Source organism: Roseomonas sp. TAS13, assembly GCF_001950415.1.
Classification (GTDB): domain Bacteria; phylum Pseudomonadota; class Alphaproteobacteria; order Acetobacterales; family Acetobacteraceae; genus Roseomonas; species Roseomonas mucosa.
In genome coordinates this window covers 13891-27858 of record NZ_BDLP01000021.1, presented here as the reverse complement: position 1 = coordinate 27858, position 13968 = coordinate 13891, and the positions used below count along the sequence as shown (strand labels likewise).

8 protein-coding genes are annotated in these 13968 nt (G+C 69.5%); 4 read left to right on the top strand and 4 right to left on the bottom strand.

Going from position 1 to position 13968, the window contains the following annotated elements:
* Positions 1–209 precede the first annotated feature (209 nt).
* From ROTAS13_RS03635 to ROTAS13_RS03625, 3 genes are all read right to left on the bottom strand, one after another.
* Positions 210–1283 carry a YncE family protein gene (locus ROTAS13_RS03635; RefSeq protein WP_058390434.1) on the bottom strand — a complete coding sequence of 358 codons (1074 nt, stop codon included), beginning with the start codon at positions 1281–1283 and terminating at the stop codon, positions 210–212.
* 536 nt (positions 1284–1819) lie between these two features.
* Complete coding sequence (locus ROTAS13_RS03630) at positions 1820–5278, bottom strand: DUF2126 domain-containing protein (RefSeq protein WP_075821567.1); 3459 nt, start codon at positions 5276–5278, stop codon at positions 1820–1822.
* A 239-nt stretch (positions 5279–5517) separates the two neighbouring features.
* Positions 5518–6516, bottom strand: coding sequence for a 2-hydroxyacid dehydrogenase (locus ROTAS13_RS03625; protein ID WP_075821566.1), 999 nt, complete (start codon positions 6514–6516; stop codon positions 5518–5520).
* 439 nt (positions 6517–6955) lie between these two features.
* Between ROTAS13_RS03625 and rfbF the strand changes: the two genes are divergently transcribed.
* The 4 genes from rfbF (at position 6956) to ROTAS13_RS03605 (ending at position 11246) form a co-directional block, all read left to right on the top strand.
* Entirely contained in the window at positions 6956–7729 is a 774-nt protein-coding gene (gene rfbF, locus ROTAS13_RS03620) for a glucose-1-phosphate cytidylyltransferase (protein WP_019462230.1), read from the top strand.
* A 23-nt stretch (positions 7730–7752) separates the two neighbouring features.
* Entirely contained in the window at positions 7753–9012 is a 1260-nt protein-coding gene (locus ROTAS13_RS03615; RefSeq protein ID WP_058390439.1) for a class I SAM-dependent methyltransferase, read from the top strand.
* 64 nt (positions 9013–9076) lie between these two features.
* Positions 9077–10087 carry a glycosyltransferase family A protein gene (locus ROTAS13_RS03610; RefSeq protein WP_075821565.1) on the top strand — a complete coding sequence of 337 codons (1011 nt, stop codon included), beginning with the start codon at positions 9077–9079 and terminating at the stop codon, positions 10085–10087.
* Positions 10088–10196: 109 nt separating this feature from the next.
* The gene (locus ROTAS13_RS03605; protein ID WP_058390431.1) at positions 10197–11246 is read left to right on the top strand and encodes an NAD(P)-dependent oxidoreductase; all 1050 of its coding nucleotides are present in this window, start codon (positions 10197–10199) and stop codon (positions 11244–11246) included.
* 399 nt (positions 11247–11645) lie between these two features.
* Here ROTAS13_RS03605 and paaZ read toward each other — a convergent pair whose 3' ends face one another.
* Entirely contained in the window at positions 11646–13682 is a 2037-nt protein-coding gene (paaZ, locus tag ROTAS13_RS03600) for a phenylacetic acid degradation bifunctional protein PaaZ (RefSeq protein WP_058390430.1), read from the bottom strand.
* Between the last annotated feature and the right edge of the window lie 286 nt (positions 13683–13968).

The following is a 13968-nucleotide window of genomic DNA, read 5'->3' as shown; positions in this document are numbered from 1 at the left end:
CGCCTTACGGTGGAGCTGTGCGTAGATGTGATCAAGAGACAGGCGTCGCCGCCGGGCCGCGCGGCAACAGGCCGGCCATCCCGTCCCCCCGCAGGCGCCGCCGCCCGGACAGGAAGGCGAAGCCCGTCGCCCGCCCAGCGGAGGCGGCGGACGGGGAAGCCCCGCCCTCCGCCGGGATCGATCCGTCCCCCATCACCCGTCCCCGCCGCTCAGGGCTTGATGATGGTGACGGTGTCGCCGTTCGGGTCCTCGACCGGCGGCTGGCCGCGCGGCGACATCTTCGCCTTGTTGGTGACATAGGCGAAGTTGGTGCGCGGATCGACGGCGACCGTGTTGGGATGCGTGCCGGTGGCGAGGCTGGCGAGCACCGACAGGCTCTTGCCGTCGATCACGCTGACCGTACCGGCGCCGCGGTTGGCGACATAGATCAGGCCGTTGCTGGGCGACAGGGTGATGCCCAGCGCGCCCTCGCCGGTCTTGACGGTGTTCAGCAGCTTGCCGTCCGCGGCGTTCAGCACGGTCACGTCGCCGCTGCCCTGGTTGGTGACCAGCAGGCGGCCATTGGCGGCATCGAAGACGAGGTTGGCCGGCCTCTCGCCGCCGGAGGCGAAGCGGCGCTTCACGGCGCGGCCGGCGAGGTCGATCTCGACGATCTCGTTGTCTCCCATGGCCGCGGCGAAGAGGCGCTTGCCCGCCTTGTCCAGCGCCAGGCCGGAGATGCCGCCCTTCAGGTCGCCGACCGTGCCGGCCACCTTCTTCGTCGCGCCGTCGATGATCCAGACCGCGCTGGGCTTCTCCTTCGCGCCGAAGGCGGAGGCGTAGACGGTGTTGCTGTCCTCGTCCACCAGCACCTGGCGCAGATGCGCGCCCTCGCCCTCGCTGATCTTCACCGCGCTGTTGTCGCGCAGGTCGATGGCGGAGACGGAGCCGCTGCGGGTGTTGGTGGTGTAGAGCGTCTGCGTCCTGTTGTTCAGCGCGAGGCCGAAGGCCGGCTCGTCCCGCAGCTCGATGGCGGAGCTCGCCTCCAGCGTCACGGGGTCCAGCACCATGATGCTGGCGTCGTTGGCGCCCCGCTGGCCGGCCGCGGCGACATAGACGCGATTGGTGGTCGGGTTCACCACGATCTCGTAGAGGCCCGGCGCGATGCGGCGGTTGCCGCCGATCGCCGGCGCGGCGAAGGCCGGGGCGATGCGGCTCATCACGGCGGCCGAGGTCACCAGGCCCAGCAGGGAACGCCGCGAAAGCCCGAAAGGAGCCGGAAGCGTCGTCGGGTGCGTCATCATGCGTGGTTCCGTCCGCTGATCCTGATGGACGACCGGTAAGGTCGGCCCTTGTGCGCGCGGATGAACCCAGACCCACGTTCGCTCGCGGCCGGTCATGCCCCGGAAAGAGGGCCCATCCACTCGGAGGCGCGTTTTAATGAGAACCACTCGCACTAACAAGGGCCCTGATGGAAACCCTCCCGCCCTGGGTCGATCCTGGCGGCAGAACCAGGGCCGGTCCGGGAAGCGCCACCCGGGAAAGTGATCCTGCGGGCGGCGGGCTCTCTGGCTGTTCCGCTTCCTGATGGCCCCCGGGGGAGAGGCTCTGCCTCTCCCGCCAGCCCGCTCTCCGCCAGGGACCGAAGCCGGTCCCCGGACCCCGGGCTTGAGTCGGTTTCCGTGGCTGCCGTCAGACCGAAGGGTTGCTTCCCGGGAGCAAGTGGAGACGCAGGGCTCCCGAAGAAGAAAGAAAAGCACCCTGCCTGCGCTGGCGGTACTGGCAGTCGCCGGAGAGCGTGGCTCCCCGGCGCGCCCCCGGCGTAAGGCGGACGGGTGTGTCAGACCGGGCGGCGCAGGTCCAGGGTGCGCGGATGCTCCAGCCCGACCGAGAGCACCGGCTCCGCCATCGGCCCGGGCGTATGGCCGAAGGCGAAGAAGCGGGTGCGGCGGCGGGCCTCGGCCTCGTTCGCATTGACTGGCCGGGTGTCGTAGTTGCGGCCGCCGGGGTGGGAGACATGATGCGTCAGCCCACCCAGGGAACGCCCGGTCCAGCGGTCGTAGATGTCGAAGACCAGCGGCGACTGCGCCCGCACCGTGGGATGCAGCGAGGAGGGCGGGCTCCAGGCCTTGAAGCGCACGCCGCCGACATACTCGCCCTGCCGCTCCGTCGCGGTGAGGGGCACGGCGCGGCCGTTGCAGGCCAGGATGAAGCGTTCGTCCACCCAGCCGCTGACGCGCGCCTGCACCCGTTCCGGGGAGCTGTCCACATAGCGCACCGTGCCGCCGATGCCGGGTTCCTCGCCCAGGGAATGCCAGGGTTCGAGGGCATAGCGCAGGTCGAGGTTCATGCCGCGCAGCGAGACCTCGCCGATCTGCGGGAAGCGGAACGCGAAATGCGGCCGGAACCACTCCAGGTCGAGCGGCGCGCCAAGGCCGCGCAGCTCCTCCAGCGCGTCGCGGAAATCCTCTTCCACGAAATGCGGCAGCATGAAGTCGTCATGCAGCCGCGTGCCCCAGCGGACCAGCCGGCGCTCGTAGGGGCGCTGCCAGAAGGCCGCGATGCAGGCCCGCATCAGCAGGATCTGCGCCGCCGACATCTGGTGGTGCGGCGGCATCTCCAGCGCGCGGTACTCCACCAGCCCGAGCCGGCCGGAGGAACTTTCCGGCGCGTACATCTTGTCGATGCAGAACTCGGTGCGGTGCGTGTTGCCCGTCATGTCCGCGAGGATGTTGCGGAACAGCCGGTCGGTCAGCCACGGCGGCGTGGGCCGGTCGCGCGACACCTCGCCGAAGGCGATCTCCAGCTCGTTCACGCTGTCCTCCCGCGCCTCGTCCACGCGTGGGTGCTGCGAGAAGGGGCCGATGAAGAGGCCGCTGAAAAGATAGGAGAGGCTGGGGTGGTTGTGCCAGAAGCCCAGCATCGACTTCAGCAGGTCGGGCCGGCGCAGGAAGGGGCTGTCCGCCGCGCGCTCGGCCCCCATCACCACGTGATTGCCGCCGCCGGTGCCGACATGGCGGCCGTCGAGCAGGAACTTCTCGGCGATCAGCCCGATCTGCCGCGCCTCCTCGTAGAGCTGCTCGGAACGCTCGATATGCTCGTTCCAGCTCGCCGAAGGATGCACGTTCACCTCGATCACGCCCGGGTCCGGGGTGACGGAGAAGGACAGCAGGCGCGGGTCGCGCGGCGGCGGATAGCCTTCCAGGAAGACCTTGCGGCCGAATTCGGCAGCGGTGTCCTCGACGGCGGCGCAGAGGTCGAGCCAGTCCTCGGCCTCGGTGAGCGGCGGGAAGAAGACGTGCAGGATGCCGCCGCGCGCCTCGACGGTGAGCGCGGTGCGGACGACATCCGGCTCCTCGCGTCCCACCTCCGGCCGCCAGTCCGCCGCCGGGGGCGTGTAGCCGTTGCCGCTGCCATTGCCGCCGAGGCCAAGCCCGCGGGTTCGCGGCAGCGGGCCGGGATCGCTGGCATAGGGCCCCTCCAGCCCGTCGCCGCCACCGGGTCCGGCAACGCGCTGGCCCAGCGGGCCGAAGGGCGCCGCGCCGGGGCCGCCATTGCCGCCGCGGCCGACATGCTGCACCGGCTGCCCGGCATGGCGCGGATGCGACGGCAGGGTGCCGAGCGGGGCGAAGGGGTCGCGCTCCACCTCCAGCGGCCGCCGGCCGTCGCTGACCCAGGGCAGGCTCTGCAGCGGCAGGCGGAAGCCGATGGAGCTGTCGCCCGGCACCAGGAAGATATGGTCGCCGCGCATGAACCAGCGGCCGGACTGCCAGCGCTTCACCCCGTCCATCGCGATGCGGCGCAGCGGCAGCACGCTGCCGGCCTCGGCATTCAGCCCCTGGCCATAGACGCGGGCGAGGCGTTCGCGCTCCAGCGGGTCCTTGAGCTTCGCATCCTCGGCGATGACATTGGCGGGCAGCCGGTGCTCCCGCCACAGGTAGTAGTGGATGTCCTCATGGGCGCCCTGGACCAGCGAGGGGTCCACCTGCAACCGCTCCGCCAGCGCCTGGCCGAATCGCCTCGCATCCGCGGCGGTGGCGTCGTCGCGGTCGTCATCCGATGCCAGCAGGGAGGGGTCGGTCCAGACCGGCTCGCCATCCTTGCGCCAGTGGCAGTGCAGCGCCCAGCGCGGCAGCTGCTCGCCCGGATAGTGCTTGCCCACCGTGTGCTGCAGCACCATGCCCGGCGACCACAGCTCCGCCAGGCGACGGATCAGCCGCCCGGCATAGGCGCGCTTGGTCGGGCCCAGGGCGTCGGTGTTCCATTCGGCGCCGTCCATGTCGTCGGCGGCGATGAAGGTCGGCTCGCCGCCCATGGTCAGGCGCACGCCGCCGGCCTCCAGCTGCCGGTCCACCTCCCGCCCCGCCTGGAGGATGCCCTGCCATGCCGCCTCGGTGTAGGGGCGGGTGGTGCGCGGCGTCTCGGCCACGCGGGTCACGGACATGGAGAAGTCGAAGACGGTCTCGCACTTCTCGATCAGCCCGCTGATCGGCGCGGCCGAGGAAGGCTCCGGCGTGGCGGCGAGCGGGATATGCCCCTCCCCGGCCATCAGGCCCGAGGTCGCGTCGAAGCCGACCCAGCCGGCGCCGGGGAGATAGACCTCGCACCAGGCATGCAGGTCGGTGAAGTCGGCCTCCGGCCCGGCGGGGCCGGTGATGGACTTCACGTCGGCGGTGAGCTGGATCAGGTAGCCGGAGACGAAGCGGGCGGCGAAGCCCAGGTTGCGCAGGAGCTGCACCAGCACCCAGGCACTGTCGCGGCAGGAGCCCCGGGCATGGCCCAGCGTCTCCTCCGGTGACCAGACACCGGGCTCCATGCGCACGATATAGGCGATCTGCCCCTGGACCTTCTGGTTCAGCCCCACCAGCATGTCCACGGTGCGCTGCTCGGTCTTCGGCACCCCGTCGATCAGCGCCTGGAGCAGCGGCCCGGGCGTGTCCATCCGGCGATAGGGCGCCAGCTCCTCCGCCAGGACCGGGTCGTAGGCAAAGGGCCAGGTCTCGGCCTGGGGCTCCAGGAAGAAGTCGAAGGGGTTGATGGTCGCCATGTCGGCGACGAGGTCCACCGTCACGTCGAAATGCGTGACCCGTTCCGGAAAGACCACCCGGGCCTGGAAGTTGCCCGACGGGTCCTGCATCCAGTTGATGAAATGCGGCTTGGGCTCGACCGTCAGGTTGTAGGAGACGATCGGCGTGCGCGCATGCGGCGCCGGCCGCAAGCGGATGGTCTGGGGGCCGAGATTGACTGGCCTGTCATAGCGGTAGGACGTGCGGTGGTTCAGCGCGACGTGCAGCGTCATGGACGGTCTCTCGGTGCGGCCTCGGAAAGAGGCTGTAGCAGACTTCCACCGCACAGCAAGAAACGGACCCGGCGGATGCCCTGGGCACCAAGCCTCCGGCGTTGCGCTGTCCCGGGGCCCGAGGCCCGGGGCCCGGCTCGGTCCCCGGCGGAGTGGCGGGGCCGGGCGGAGAGGCGGCGCCTCTCCCCCCCCCCCGGAGGCGGGCTCGAAGCGCAACGCAGCCAGGAAAGGCCGCCGCCTCAGTCCGGGGCGCGGATCTCGTTGACCAGGGGTTCGCCGCGCTCGAAGGCGCTGATGCTGTCCAGCGTGGTCGCGCAGATCGTGCCGATCGCCTCGCGGGTGAAGAAGGCTTGGTGGCCGGTCAGCAGCACGTTGGGGAAGGAGACGAGGCGCTGGATCACGTCGTCGGCGATGATGTCGCTCGACAGGTCGCGGAAGAACAGGTCGGCCTCCTGCTCGTACACATCGATGGCCAGGCCACCCAGCAGGCCGTTCTTCAGCGCGCCGATGGCCGCGTTGGTGTCCACCAGCCCGCCGCGGCTGGTGTTCACCAGGATCAGCCCGGGCTTCACCACGGCCAGGCTGCCTTCGTTGATGATATGGCGGGTTTCGGGTGTCAGCGGGCAGTGCAGGGAAATGACGTCGCTTTCCCGCATCAGCTGCTCCACCGGGACATAGCGGCCGCCCAGCGCCTCGAACTCCGGGGCGGGATAGGCGTCGTAGCCCAGGACGGTGCAGCCGAAGCCGCGCATGATCCCGGCGAAGACCTTGCCGATCTTGCCGGTGCCGATCACCCCGACGGTGCGGCCGTGCAGGTCGAAGCCCATCAGCCCGTCCAGCTCGAAATTGCCGCCGCGGGTGCGTTCGTAGGCCCGGTGGATGCGGCGGTTCAGGGTCAGCAGCAGGCCGACCGCGAACTCTGCCACGGAATAGGGTGAATAGACTGTCACCCGGACCACCCGGATGCCTTGTTCCCGGGCAGCCTCCAGGTCGATCTGGTTGAAGCCGGTCGAGCGGGTGGCGACCAGCCGGGTGCCGCCCCTGGCCAGGGCAGCGAGCACCCCGGCATCCACCTGGTCGTTCACGAAGACGCTGACGGCCGGGTAGCCGGCAGCCAGGACAACCGTATCCGGCCCCAGCATCGCCTCCTGGAAGGTCAGCGCGTGGCCATGGCTGCGGTTGGCCTCGGTCAGCAGGACCCGGTCGTAGCGCTTGGCACTGAACACGGCGACTTTCATGGCGGGTTCCCCGGCGATGCCGGTAGGGTCGTCACGGACCGCCGCGAAGTCCAGCCGGAAAAGCCGTTGCCGGCCCGGTTCCTTCCGGAGGGCGAGCGGCCGGGACCGGCCCTCGTGGGGCCGGCATGGCTCGCGTGGCGTTGGTCTCCACGCGGGCGCCGGCAAGGCGAGGTTGTGGCCGAATCGGTTCCAACCGCCTGTTCCGGCGATTTTCCCGGCAAAGCAGGCCCGGAATGCTTCCGACAGCCATCACGAAACCGCGAAGAACGTGTCATTTATGAGATTACGTCATGGAAAAGTTGTTGAAGCGCAAATCAGGCTAGAATTTTGGCTCGCCTCTCGGTATCGTCTCTTTAAATCGCTTGTCCAACGAAGCTGGAACGCGCCGGTGGGGCGCTTCCACCGGGCACCGTCGCGAATTCCGAGAGAGGTTCGGTTCATGGTCAGAAAAGCGGTCATCCTGTCAGGCGGCTACGGCACGCGCCTGATGGAAGAAACCGACACCCGTCCCAAGCCGATGGTGGAGGTAGGGGGCCGCCCGATCCTCTGGCACATCATGAAGATCTATGCCGCGGCGGGGATCACCGAATTCGTGATCCCGCTCGGCTACAAGGGTCACATGATCAAGCAGTACTTCGCCGACTACTACCTGCATGCCTCGGACCTGACGGTGGACCTGACCTCGGGCACGACCACCATGCTGCGGCACACGGCGGAGCCCTGGAAGATCACCCTGGTCGATACCGGCATCGAGACCATGACAGGCGGCCGCCTCCGCCGGGTGCGCGAGCATCTGGAGGGCGAAAGCTTCTGCATGACCTATGGCGACGGCGTCACCGACCTCGACGTCCGGCAGGCCGTCGCCTTCCACGAGGCCCATGGCCGCCATGCCACCGTCACCGCCGTGCCGCCGCCCGCCCGCTTCGGCTCGCTGGAGCTCGACGGTGACCGCGTGACCCAGTTCCGCGAGAAGCCGCTGGGCGACAACAACCTGATCAATGGCGGCTTCTTCGTGCTCGGGCCGGATGTGTTCCGCTACCTGGACGGCGACAGCACGATCTTCGAACGCACCCCCATGGAGGGCCTGGCCCGCGATGGCGAGCTCATGGCCTACAAGCACATGGGCTTCTGGTACTCGATGGACACGCTGAAGGACAAGAAGCACCTGGAGGAGCTCTGGGCCACCGGCCGGGCACCCTGGAAGGTCTGGTGAGAAGCGCAACGATGGACAACGTGATGACCGAACAGCTTATCGCGGGTGCGGCCAAGGCCGGCTGCTGCCGCCTCTGCAACGCGCCGCTGCGCACCACCTTCTCCGACCTCAACATGTCGCCGCTGGCGAACTCCTTCGTGCCGGCGGACCGTGCCTATGCGATGGAGCCCTTCTACCCGCTGCACGCCTTTGTCTGCGACGAGTGCAAGCTGGTGCAGCTTTCCGAGTTCGAGACGCCGCAGGCCATCTTCGGCGACTACCTCTACTTCTCCTCCTTCTCCGACGCCTGGCTGCGCCACGCGGAGACCTATGCGAAGCGCATGACCGAGCGCTTCGGCCTGACGCCGGATTCGCTGGTGGTCGAGATCGCCAGCAACGACGGCTACCTGCTGCAGTACTTCAAGGCGATGGGCATCAAGGTGCTCGGCGTCGATCCGGCCGCCAACGTGGCGCAGGAGGCGATCGCCAAGGGCATCCCGACCGAGGTCGCCTTCTTCGGCGCCGAGACGGCCAGTCGCCTGCGCGCCGCCGGCCACGCGCCGAAGCAGATGGCCGCCAACAACGTGCTGGCGCATGTCCCCGACATGCACGACTTCCTGGAGGGCTTCCGCATCCTCCTGGCGCCGGACGGCGTGGTGACCTTCGAGTTCCCGCATCTGCTGAAGCTGATGCAGGAGAACCAGTTCGACACGATCTACCACGAGCACTTCTCCTACCTCTCGCTGCTGGCGGTGGAGCGGGCGCTGGCGGATCACGGGCTGGCCGTCTTCGACATCGAGGAAGTGCCGACGCATGGCGGCTCGCTGCGCGTCTTCGCGCGCCATGCCGGGAACACGGCGCTTCCTGAGCTGCCCTCGGTACAGAAGATCCGCGATGCCGAGAAGGATTACGGGCTCTACGGCCTCGACGCCTATCGCGCCTTCGCGGCCAGCACGGTCAAGATCAAGTGCGATCTGCTGCGCTTCCTGATCCAGGCCAAGGCCGAGGGCAAGGTCGTCGCCGGCTACGGCGCCCCGGCCAAGGGCAACACGCTGCTGAACTACTGCGGCGTGGGTCCGGAGCTGGTCCCCTTCACCGTGGACCGCAGCCACCACAAGCAGGGCCATCTCCTGCCGGGCGTGCGGATCCCCATCAAGGCGCCACAGGTGATCCTCGACGCCAAGCCCGACTACGTCCTGATCCTGCCCTGGAACTTCAAGGACGAGATCGTCGAGCAGATGGCGGCGATCCGCGAATGGGGCGGGAAGTTCGTGGTGCCGATCCCGGAGCTGAAGATCCTCTGAGGCCCGAAGCCATGGGCAGGCGGCGAGCCCGCCCATGGCATGTCCGGAAACAGGCAGGGATCGCGTGCGGGACGGAGCGGAGGGACGGGAGGTGCAGGTGCAGGTGCAGGACATGAGCGGTCTCATCACCATCGGCATCCCGGCCCGCGGCCGGCCCTCGCTGCTCCAGGCGATGCGCTCCTGCCTGGAACAGGATTACCGCCCCCTGGAGATCGATGTCTGCGACGCTTCGCCGGGCGACGAGGTGGGCAGGCTGCTGCGCGCCCTGCCCCTGCCGGACGGCATCACCCTCCGCCACTGCCGCAGCCGGCTGGCGACCGACCTCAACGGCTGCCTGAACCGGCTGATCGACCACGCGCGGGGCGAAAGGCTGGTCATCCTGCAGGACGACGACGCGCTGCTGCCCGGCGCCGTCACGGCGCTGGACGCCGCCTACCGCGCCAATCCGGACGTGGTCGCCGCCTATGGCCTCCAGCACTGCATCCTGGCCTCCGGCGAGTTCTCTGCCGAGGACACGGCGCGCCACAACGGGCGCCACCGGCGGATCGCCGCCGAGGCCGGGACCCGCTATGACCTGCTGGTCTGTGCCCTGTGGCGGCAGATCCCCCGCGACGGCGTCCTGATCCGCAGCGATGTCGCGAGGCAGATCGGCTACCGCGACGTGTCCGAGGTCGGGCTGGCGGGCGACACGGATTTCGGCATCCGGCTGGCCATGGCGTATCGCGGCCACGCCTTCTCCTTCATCGACCGGCCGACCAGCCTCCACCGCCTCCCGGCGCGGCAGGAGACCGGGATGAGCGGCGATGTCGTGGCGCGCCTCTATGACCATCTCGCCAGCCTCCGCGACCTGTCGCCCGCCGAGGCCCAGGCCCGGGATCGGCTCTGGCGGGATCTCGCGCCGCAGGCGGTGCTGGAGCATGCCCTGGGCCGTCGGCGGCGCGAGGCGGTGCGCGTGCTCCTGTCCGGGCACTACGCCTGGCGGCAGGACCTGCCGAAGACCCTCTATCACCTCGTGCTGACCGCCCTGCCGGGCGTGCGGCACTTGCGCCGTTTCGGCACCGCGCGACGGGCCTGAAGCGGATGCGGCTTTCAACGGAGGAGACCCGGCCCGTGCTGCCCGGCCCGGTTTCCATGGCGCCCCTCCTCACGGGGCATGGCAGCTTCCATCAGGGGCAAGGACCAGGATGCGTATTCTGATCACCGGCAACATGGGCTATGTCGGCCCTGTCTTGGTTCGGCACTTGCGGCAGCGTTTCCCGCAGGCCGAACTCATCGGCTTCGACAGCGGGCTGTTCGCCCATTGCCTGACCACCCCCGACGCCGTGCCGGAGGTGCTGCTGGACGCGCAGCATTTCGGCGACGTGCGGGCCTTTCCCGCCATCCTGCTGAAGGGTGTGGATGCGGTGGTGCACCTTTCCGCCCTGTCCAACGACCCGATGGGCAAGAATTTCGAGGCGCCCACCGAGGCCATCAACTACCGCGCCAGCCTGAAGATGGCGGAGCTCGCCCGTGATGCCGGGGTGAAGCACTTCGTCTTCGCCTCCTCCTGCAGCGTCTATGGCGCGGCCTCGGAAGGCGCGAAGCGTGAGGGCGACAGCACCGACCCGCTGACCGCCTATGCCCGTTCCAAGGTCGGCACCGAGGACGGGCTGCGCCAGTTCGACGCGGGCGACATGACCGTCACCTGCCTGCGCTTCGCCACCGCCTGCGGCATGTCGGACCGGCTGCGCCTCGACCTCGTGCTGAACGACTTCGTGGCCTGCGCCCTGACCTCCGGCCGGATCACGGTGCTGAGCGACGGCTCGCCCTGGCGTCCGCTGATCCATGTGAAGGACATGGCGCGCGCCATCGAATGGGCAGCCACCCGCAAGCCGGAGAATGGCGGCCCGTTCCTGGTGGTGAATGCCGGCAGCGAGCCGTGGAACTATCAGGTTCGCGACCTGGCGCAGGAAGTCGCGGCGCAGCTTCCCGGCACGCAGGTGAGCATCAACACCGACGCCCCGCCCGACCGTCGCTCCTACCGCGTGGATTTCGGCCTGTTCCGTGAGCTGGCGCCGCAGCACCAGCCGCAGGTGACGCTGGACGAGGCGATCGCCGGGCTGATTGAGGGCCTGCGCCGGATCGGGTTCAACGATCCGGAATTCCGCAGCTCGTCCTATATCCGGCTGCACACCCTTTCCCGCCACATCGACGGCGGGCGCCTTTCACCGGATATCCGCTGGGTCCGCCAGTAGCCGCAAAGCCGGGCCGCGGCGTCGCACCCGTGGCTGGCCCCCGGGTGAGAGGCGCCGCCTCTCACCCCGGCCCCCCTCTCCGCCGGGGACCGGAGCCGGTCCCCGGACCCCAAGCTTTCGTGGGTTCCCGTGGCGGCAGTCAGCCTGCGGCCTGATCCCTGGGAGCAGGTGGAAAGGCGGGGCTCCCGGAAAGAAGACTGGACACCTTGTCAGCGTTGGCGGTGCCGGCAGTCCGCCGGAGAGCCATGCCCTCCGGCGCGATCCGGTGTCAGCAGGCGCCAACGAACCGGAACCAGGGCACGCCGTGTCCTGGCGAAGTAGGGACCGAGGAGGGAGTGCCGGGGCGAGGCAGCGACTTGCCCCCAACACACCGCCGCACCGGCGAGCCATCCTTCGCGCTCACGGCATCCGCGCGCTCATGGTCAGGAGTTCGTAGCGCGCCACCGTCTCGTCCTCCTGGTTGAAGACCTCCACATCCCAGCGCACCTCGCCGTATTCCGGCTTCCGCGCGGGGTTCTTCCGCTGCACGGTCAGCCGCACGCGGATCGAATCCCCGGGCGAGACGGGCTTGAGGAAGCGCAGCCGGTCCAGCCCGTAATTGGCGAGGAGCGGCCCGGGGGCAGGATCGACGAAGAGCCCGGCGGCGAAGCTCAGGATCAGGTAGCCATGCGCGACGCGGCCGGGGAAGAAGGGGTTCGCCTTCGCCGCCGCCTCGTCCATATGGGCGTAGAAGTTGTCGCCGGTGAATGCGGCGAAGTGCTCGATATCCGCCAGCGTGATGGTGCGCGGCCCGGTTTCCACCGTGTCGCCGACGGAAAGCGCGTCGTAGTCCAGGCGGAAGGGATGGGATTCCGGGATGCGCGTGGGCGCGCCCTTGATCCATCCCTCGCCCAGCGCGGCGAGCTTGGCGGGCGAGGCCTGGAGCGCCGTGCGCTGCATGTGGTGGAAGACGCCGCGCAGGCCGCCCATCTCCTCGCCGCCGCCCGCACGGCCAGGGCCGCCATGCACCAGCGCCGGCAAGGGCGAGCCATGGCCGGTGGATTCCGCCGCGCTGTCGCGGTCGAGCAGGAAGAGGCGGCCGTGATAGGGCGCCAGCCCCGCCACCAGCTCCGCCGTCACCGTGGGGTCGTAGGAGAAGGCGGAGGCCACCAGGCTGCCCTCGCCGCGCCTTGCCAGGGCGACGGCTTCCTCCACCCCGTCATAGGGCATCAGCGTCGCCACGGGGCCGAAGGCTTCCAGCTCATGAACCAGGCTGGCCTGCAACGGGTGCTCGCAATGGAGCAGCACCGGGGCCATGAAGGCGCCCTTCTCCGCATCGCCGCCCAGCACCTCGCAATGGTCCGGATCGCCGCAAAGGATCGTCGCCTCGGCCCGGAGGCGCGCCACCGCCGCGCGCACGTCGCGGCGCTGGTCCAGGCTGGCGAGCGGCCCCATGCGCACGTCGTCGCGCCGCGGATCGCCGACGGCGACCTTGCCCAGCCGGGCGGCGAGCGCCTCCGCCACCGCCCCGATCCTTTCGCGCGGCACCAGGATACGGCGGATGGCGGTGCATTTCTGCCCGGCCTTGGCCGTCATCTCGCGCACCACCTCCTTCACGAAGAGGTCGAATTCCGGTGCTTCCGGCGTCGCATCGGGGCCGAGGATGGCGGCGTTCAGCGAGTCCCGCTCCGCCACGAAGCGCACCGCGTTGCGCGACACCGCCGGGTTGTCGCGCAGCTTCACCGAGGTGGCGGCGGAGCCGGTGAAGGAGAGCAGGTCCTGCCCCGTCAGATGGTCCAGCAGGTCGCCCGTGCCGCCGGCCACGAACTGGAAGGCGCCCGGCGGCAGGAGGCCGGATGCCACGATCGCCTCCGCCACCGCATGGGCGACATAGGCGGTGGCGGTGGCCGGCTTGGCGATCACCGGCATGCCGGCCAGGATCGCGGGCGCCAGCTTCTCCAGCATGCCCCAACAGGGGAAGTTGAAGGCGTTCACATGCACCGCCACGCCCTGCAGCGGCGACAGGATGTGCAGCCCGGCGAAGCTGCCGTTGCGCGAAAGCCTCTCGACCTCGCCCTCCACCACGAAGCGTCCGGCGGGAAGCTCGCGGCGGCCGCGCGAGGCATAGGCGAAGAGCGTGCCGATGCCGCCGTCGATGTCGATCAGGCTGTCGCGCCGTGTCGCGCCCGTGTCGAAGGAGAGCTCGTAGAACGCCTCCTTGCGGTCGCCGAGGAAGGTGGCGAGGCGCTTCAGCATCTCCGCCCGCGCATGGAAGCCCAGGCGGCGCAGGGCGGGGCCGCCCGCCTCCCGCGCATGGCGGGCCATGGCGGCGAAATCCAGGCCCTCGCTGGAGGCCGTGGCCACCACCCGGCCATCGACGGCGCCGCGGATCTCGGCACCCGGGCCAGAGGGGGCGATCCAGCGGTCCTGGGCATAGCTGCGGAGGGTGAGCGGCATCGGCATGGTTTCCTTCCCCTGGGTACATCCCGTCGTTCCGGGCTCTGCGGGCCCTTTCCCCCTGGCCTGGCGGTTCCGGCAGTGCGATGGGGATAGCAAAATTATTTGACCGTCCGGACAGTCAATACAAGCTTTTCCTCGGGAGTTCCTCTGCTGCACCGCACAGCGCGAGGTCGGCCAGCACGCGATCCGTCATTGACAGGAGACAGGCGCCGGGGGGTTAATCGACCGTCCAGACGGTCAATAAAACAGGAAAATGGTCACGGGCGGCGTAAGCCCGCGCCAT

What these genes read in the sequence shown, in the direction of transcription:
- ROTAS13_RS03615 (WP_058390439.1), top strand. Translation starts at nt 7,753, where the DNA reads ATGACCGAACAGCTTATCGCGGGTGCGGCCAAGGCCGGCTGCTGCCGC.
- ROTAS13_RS03635 (WP_058390434.1), bottom strand. Translation starts at nt 1,283, where the DNA reads ATGATGACGCACCCGACGACGCTTCCGGCTCCTTTCGGGCTTTCGCGG.
- rfbF (WP_019462230.1), top strand. Translation starts at nt 6,956, where the DNA reads ATGGTCAGAAAAGCGGTCATCCTGTCAGGCGGCTACGGCACGCGCCTG.
- paaZ (WP_058390430.1), bottom strand. Translation starts at nt 13,682, where the DNA reads ATGCCGCTCACCCTCCGCAGCTATGCCCAGGACCGCTGGATCGCCCCC.
- ROTAS13_RS03630 (WP_075821567.1), bottom strand. Translation starts at nt 5,278, where the DNA reads ATGACGCTGCACGTCGCGCTGAACCACCGCACGTCCTACCGCTATGAC.
- ROTAS13_RS03625 (WP_075821566.1), bottom strand. Translation starts at nt 6,516, where the DNA reads ATGAAAGTCGCCGTGTTCAGTGCCAAGCGCTACGACCGGGTCCTGCTG.
- ROTAS13_RS03605 (WP_058390431.1), top strand. Translation starts at nt 10,197, where the DNA reads ATGCGTATTCTGATCACCGGCAACATGGGCTATGTCGGCCCTGTCTTG.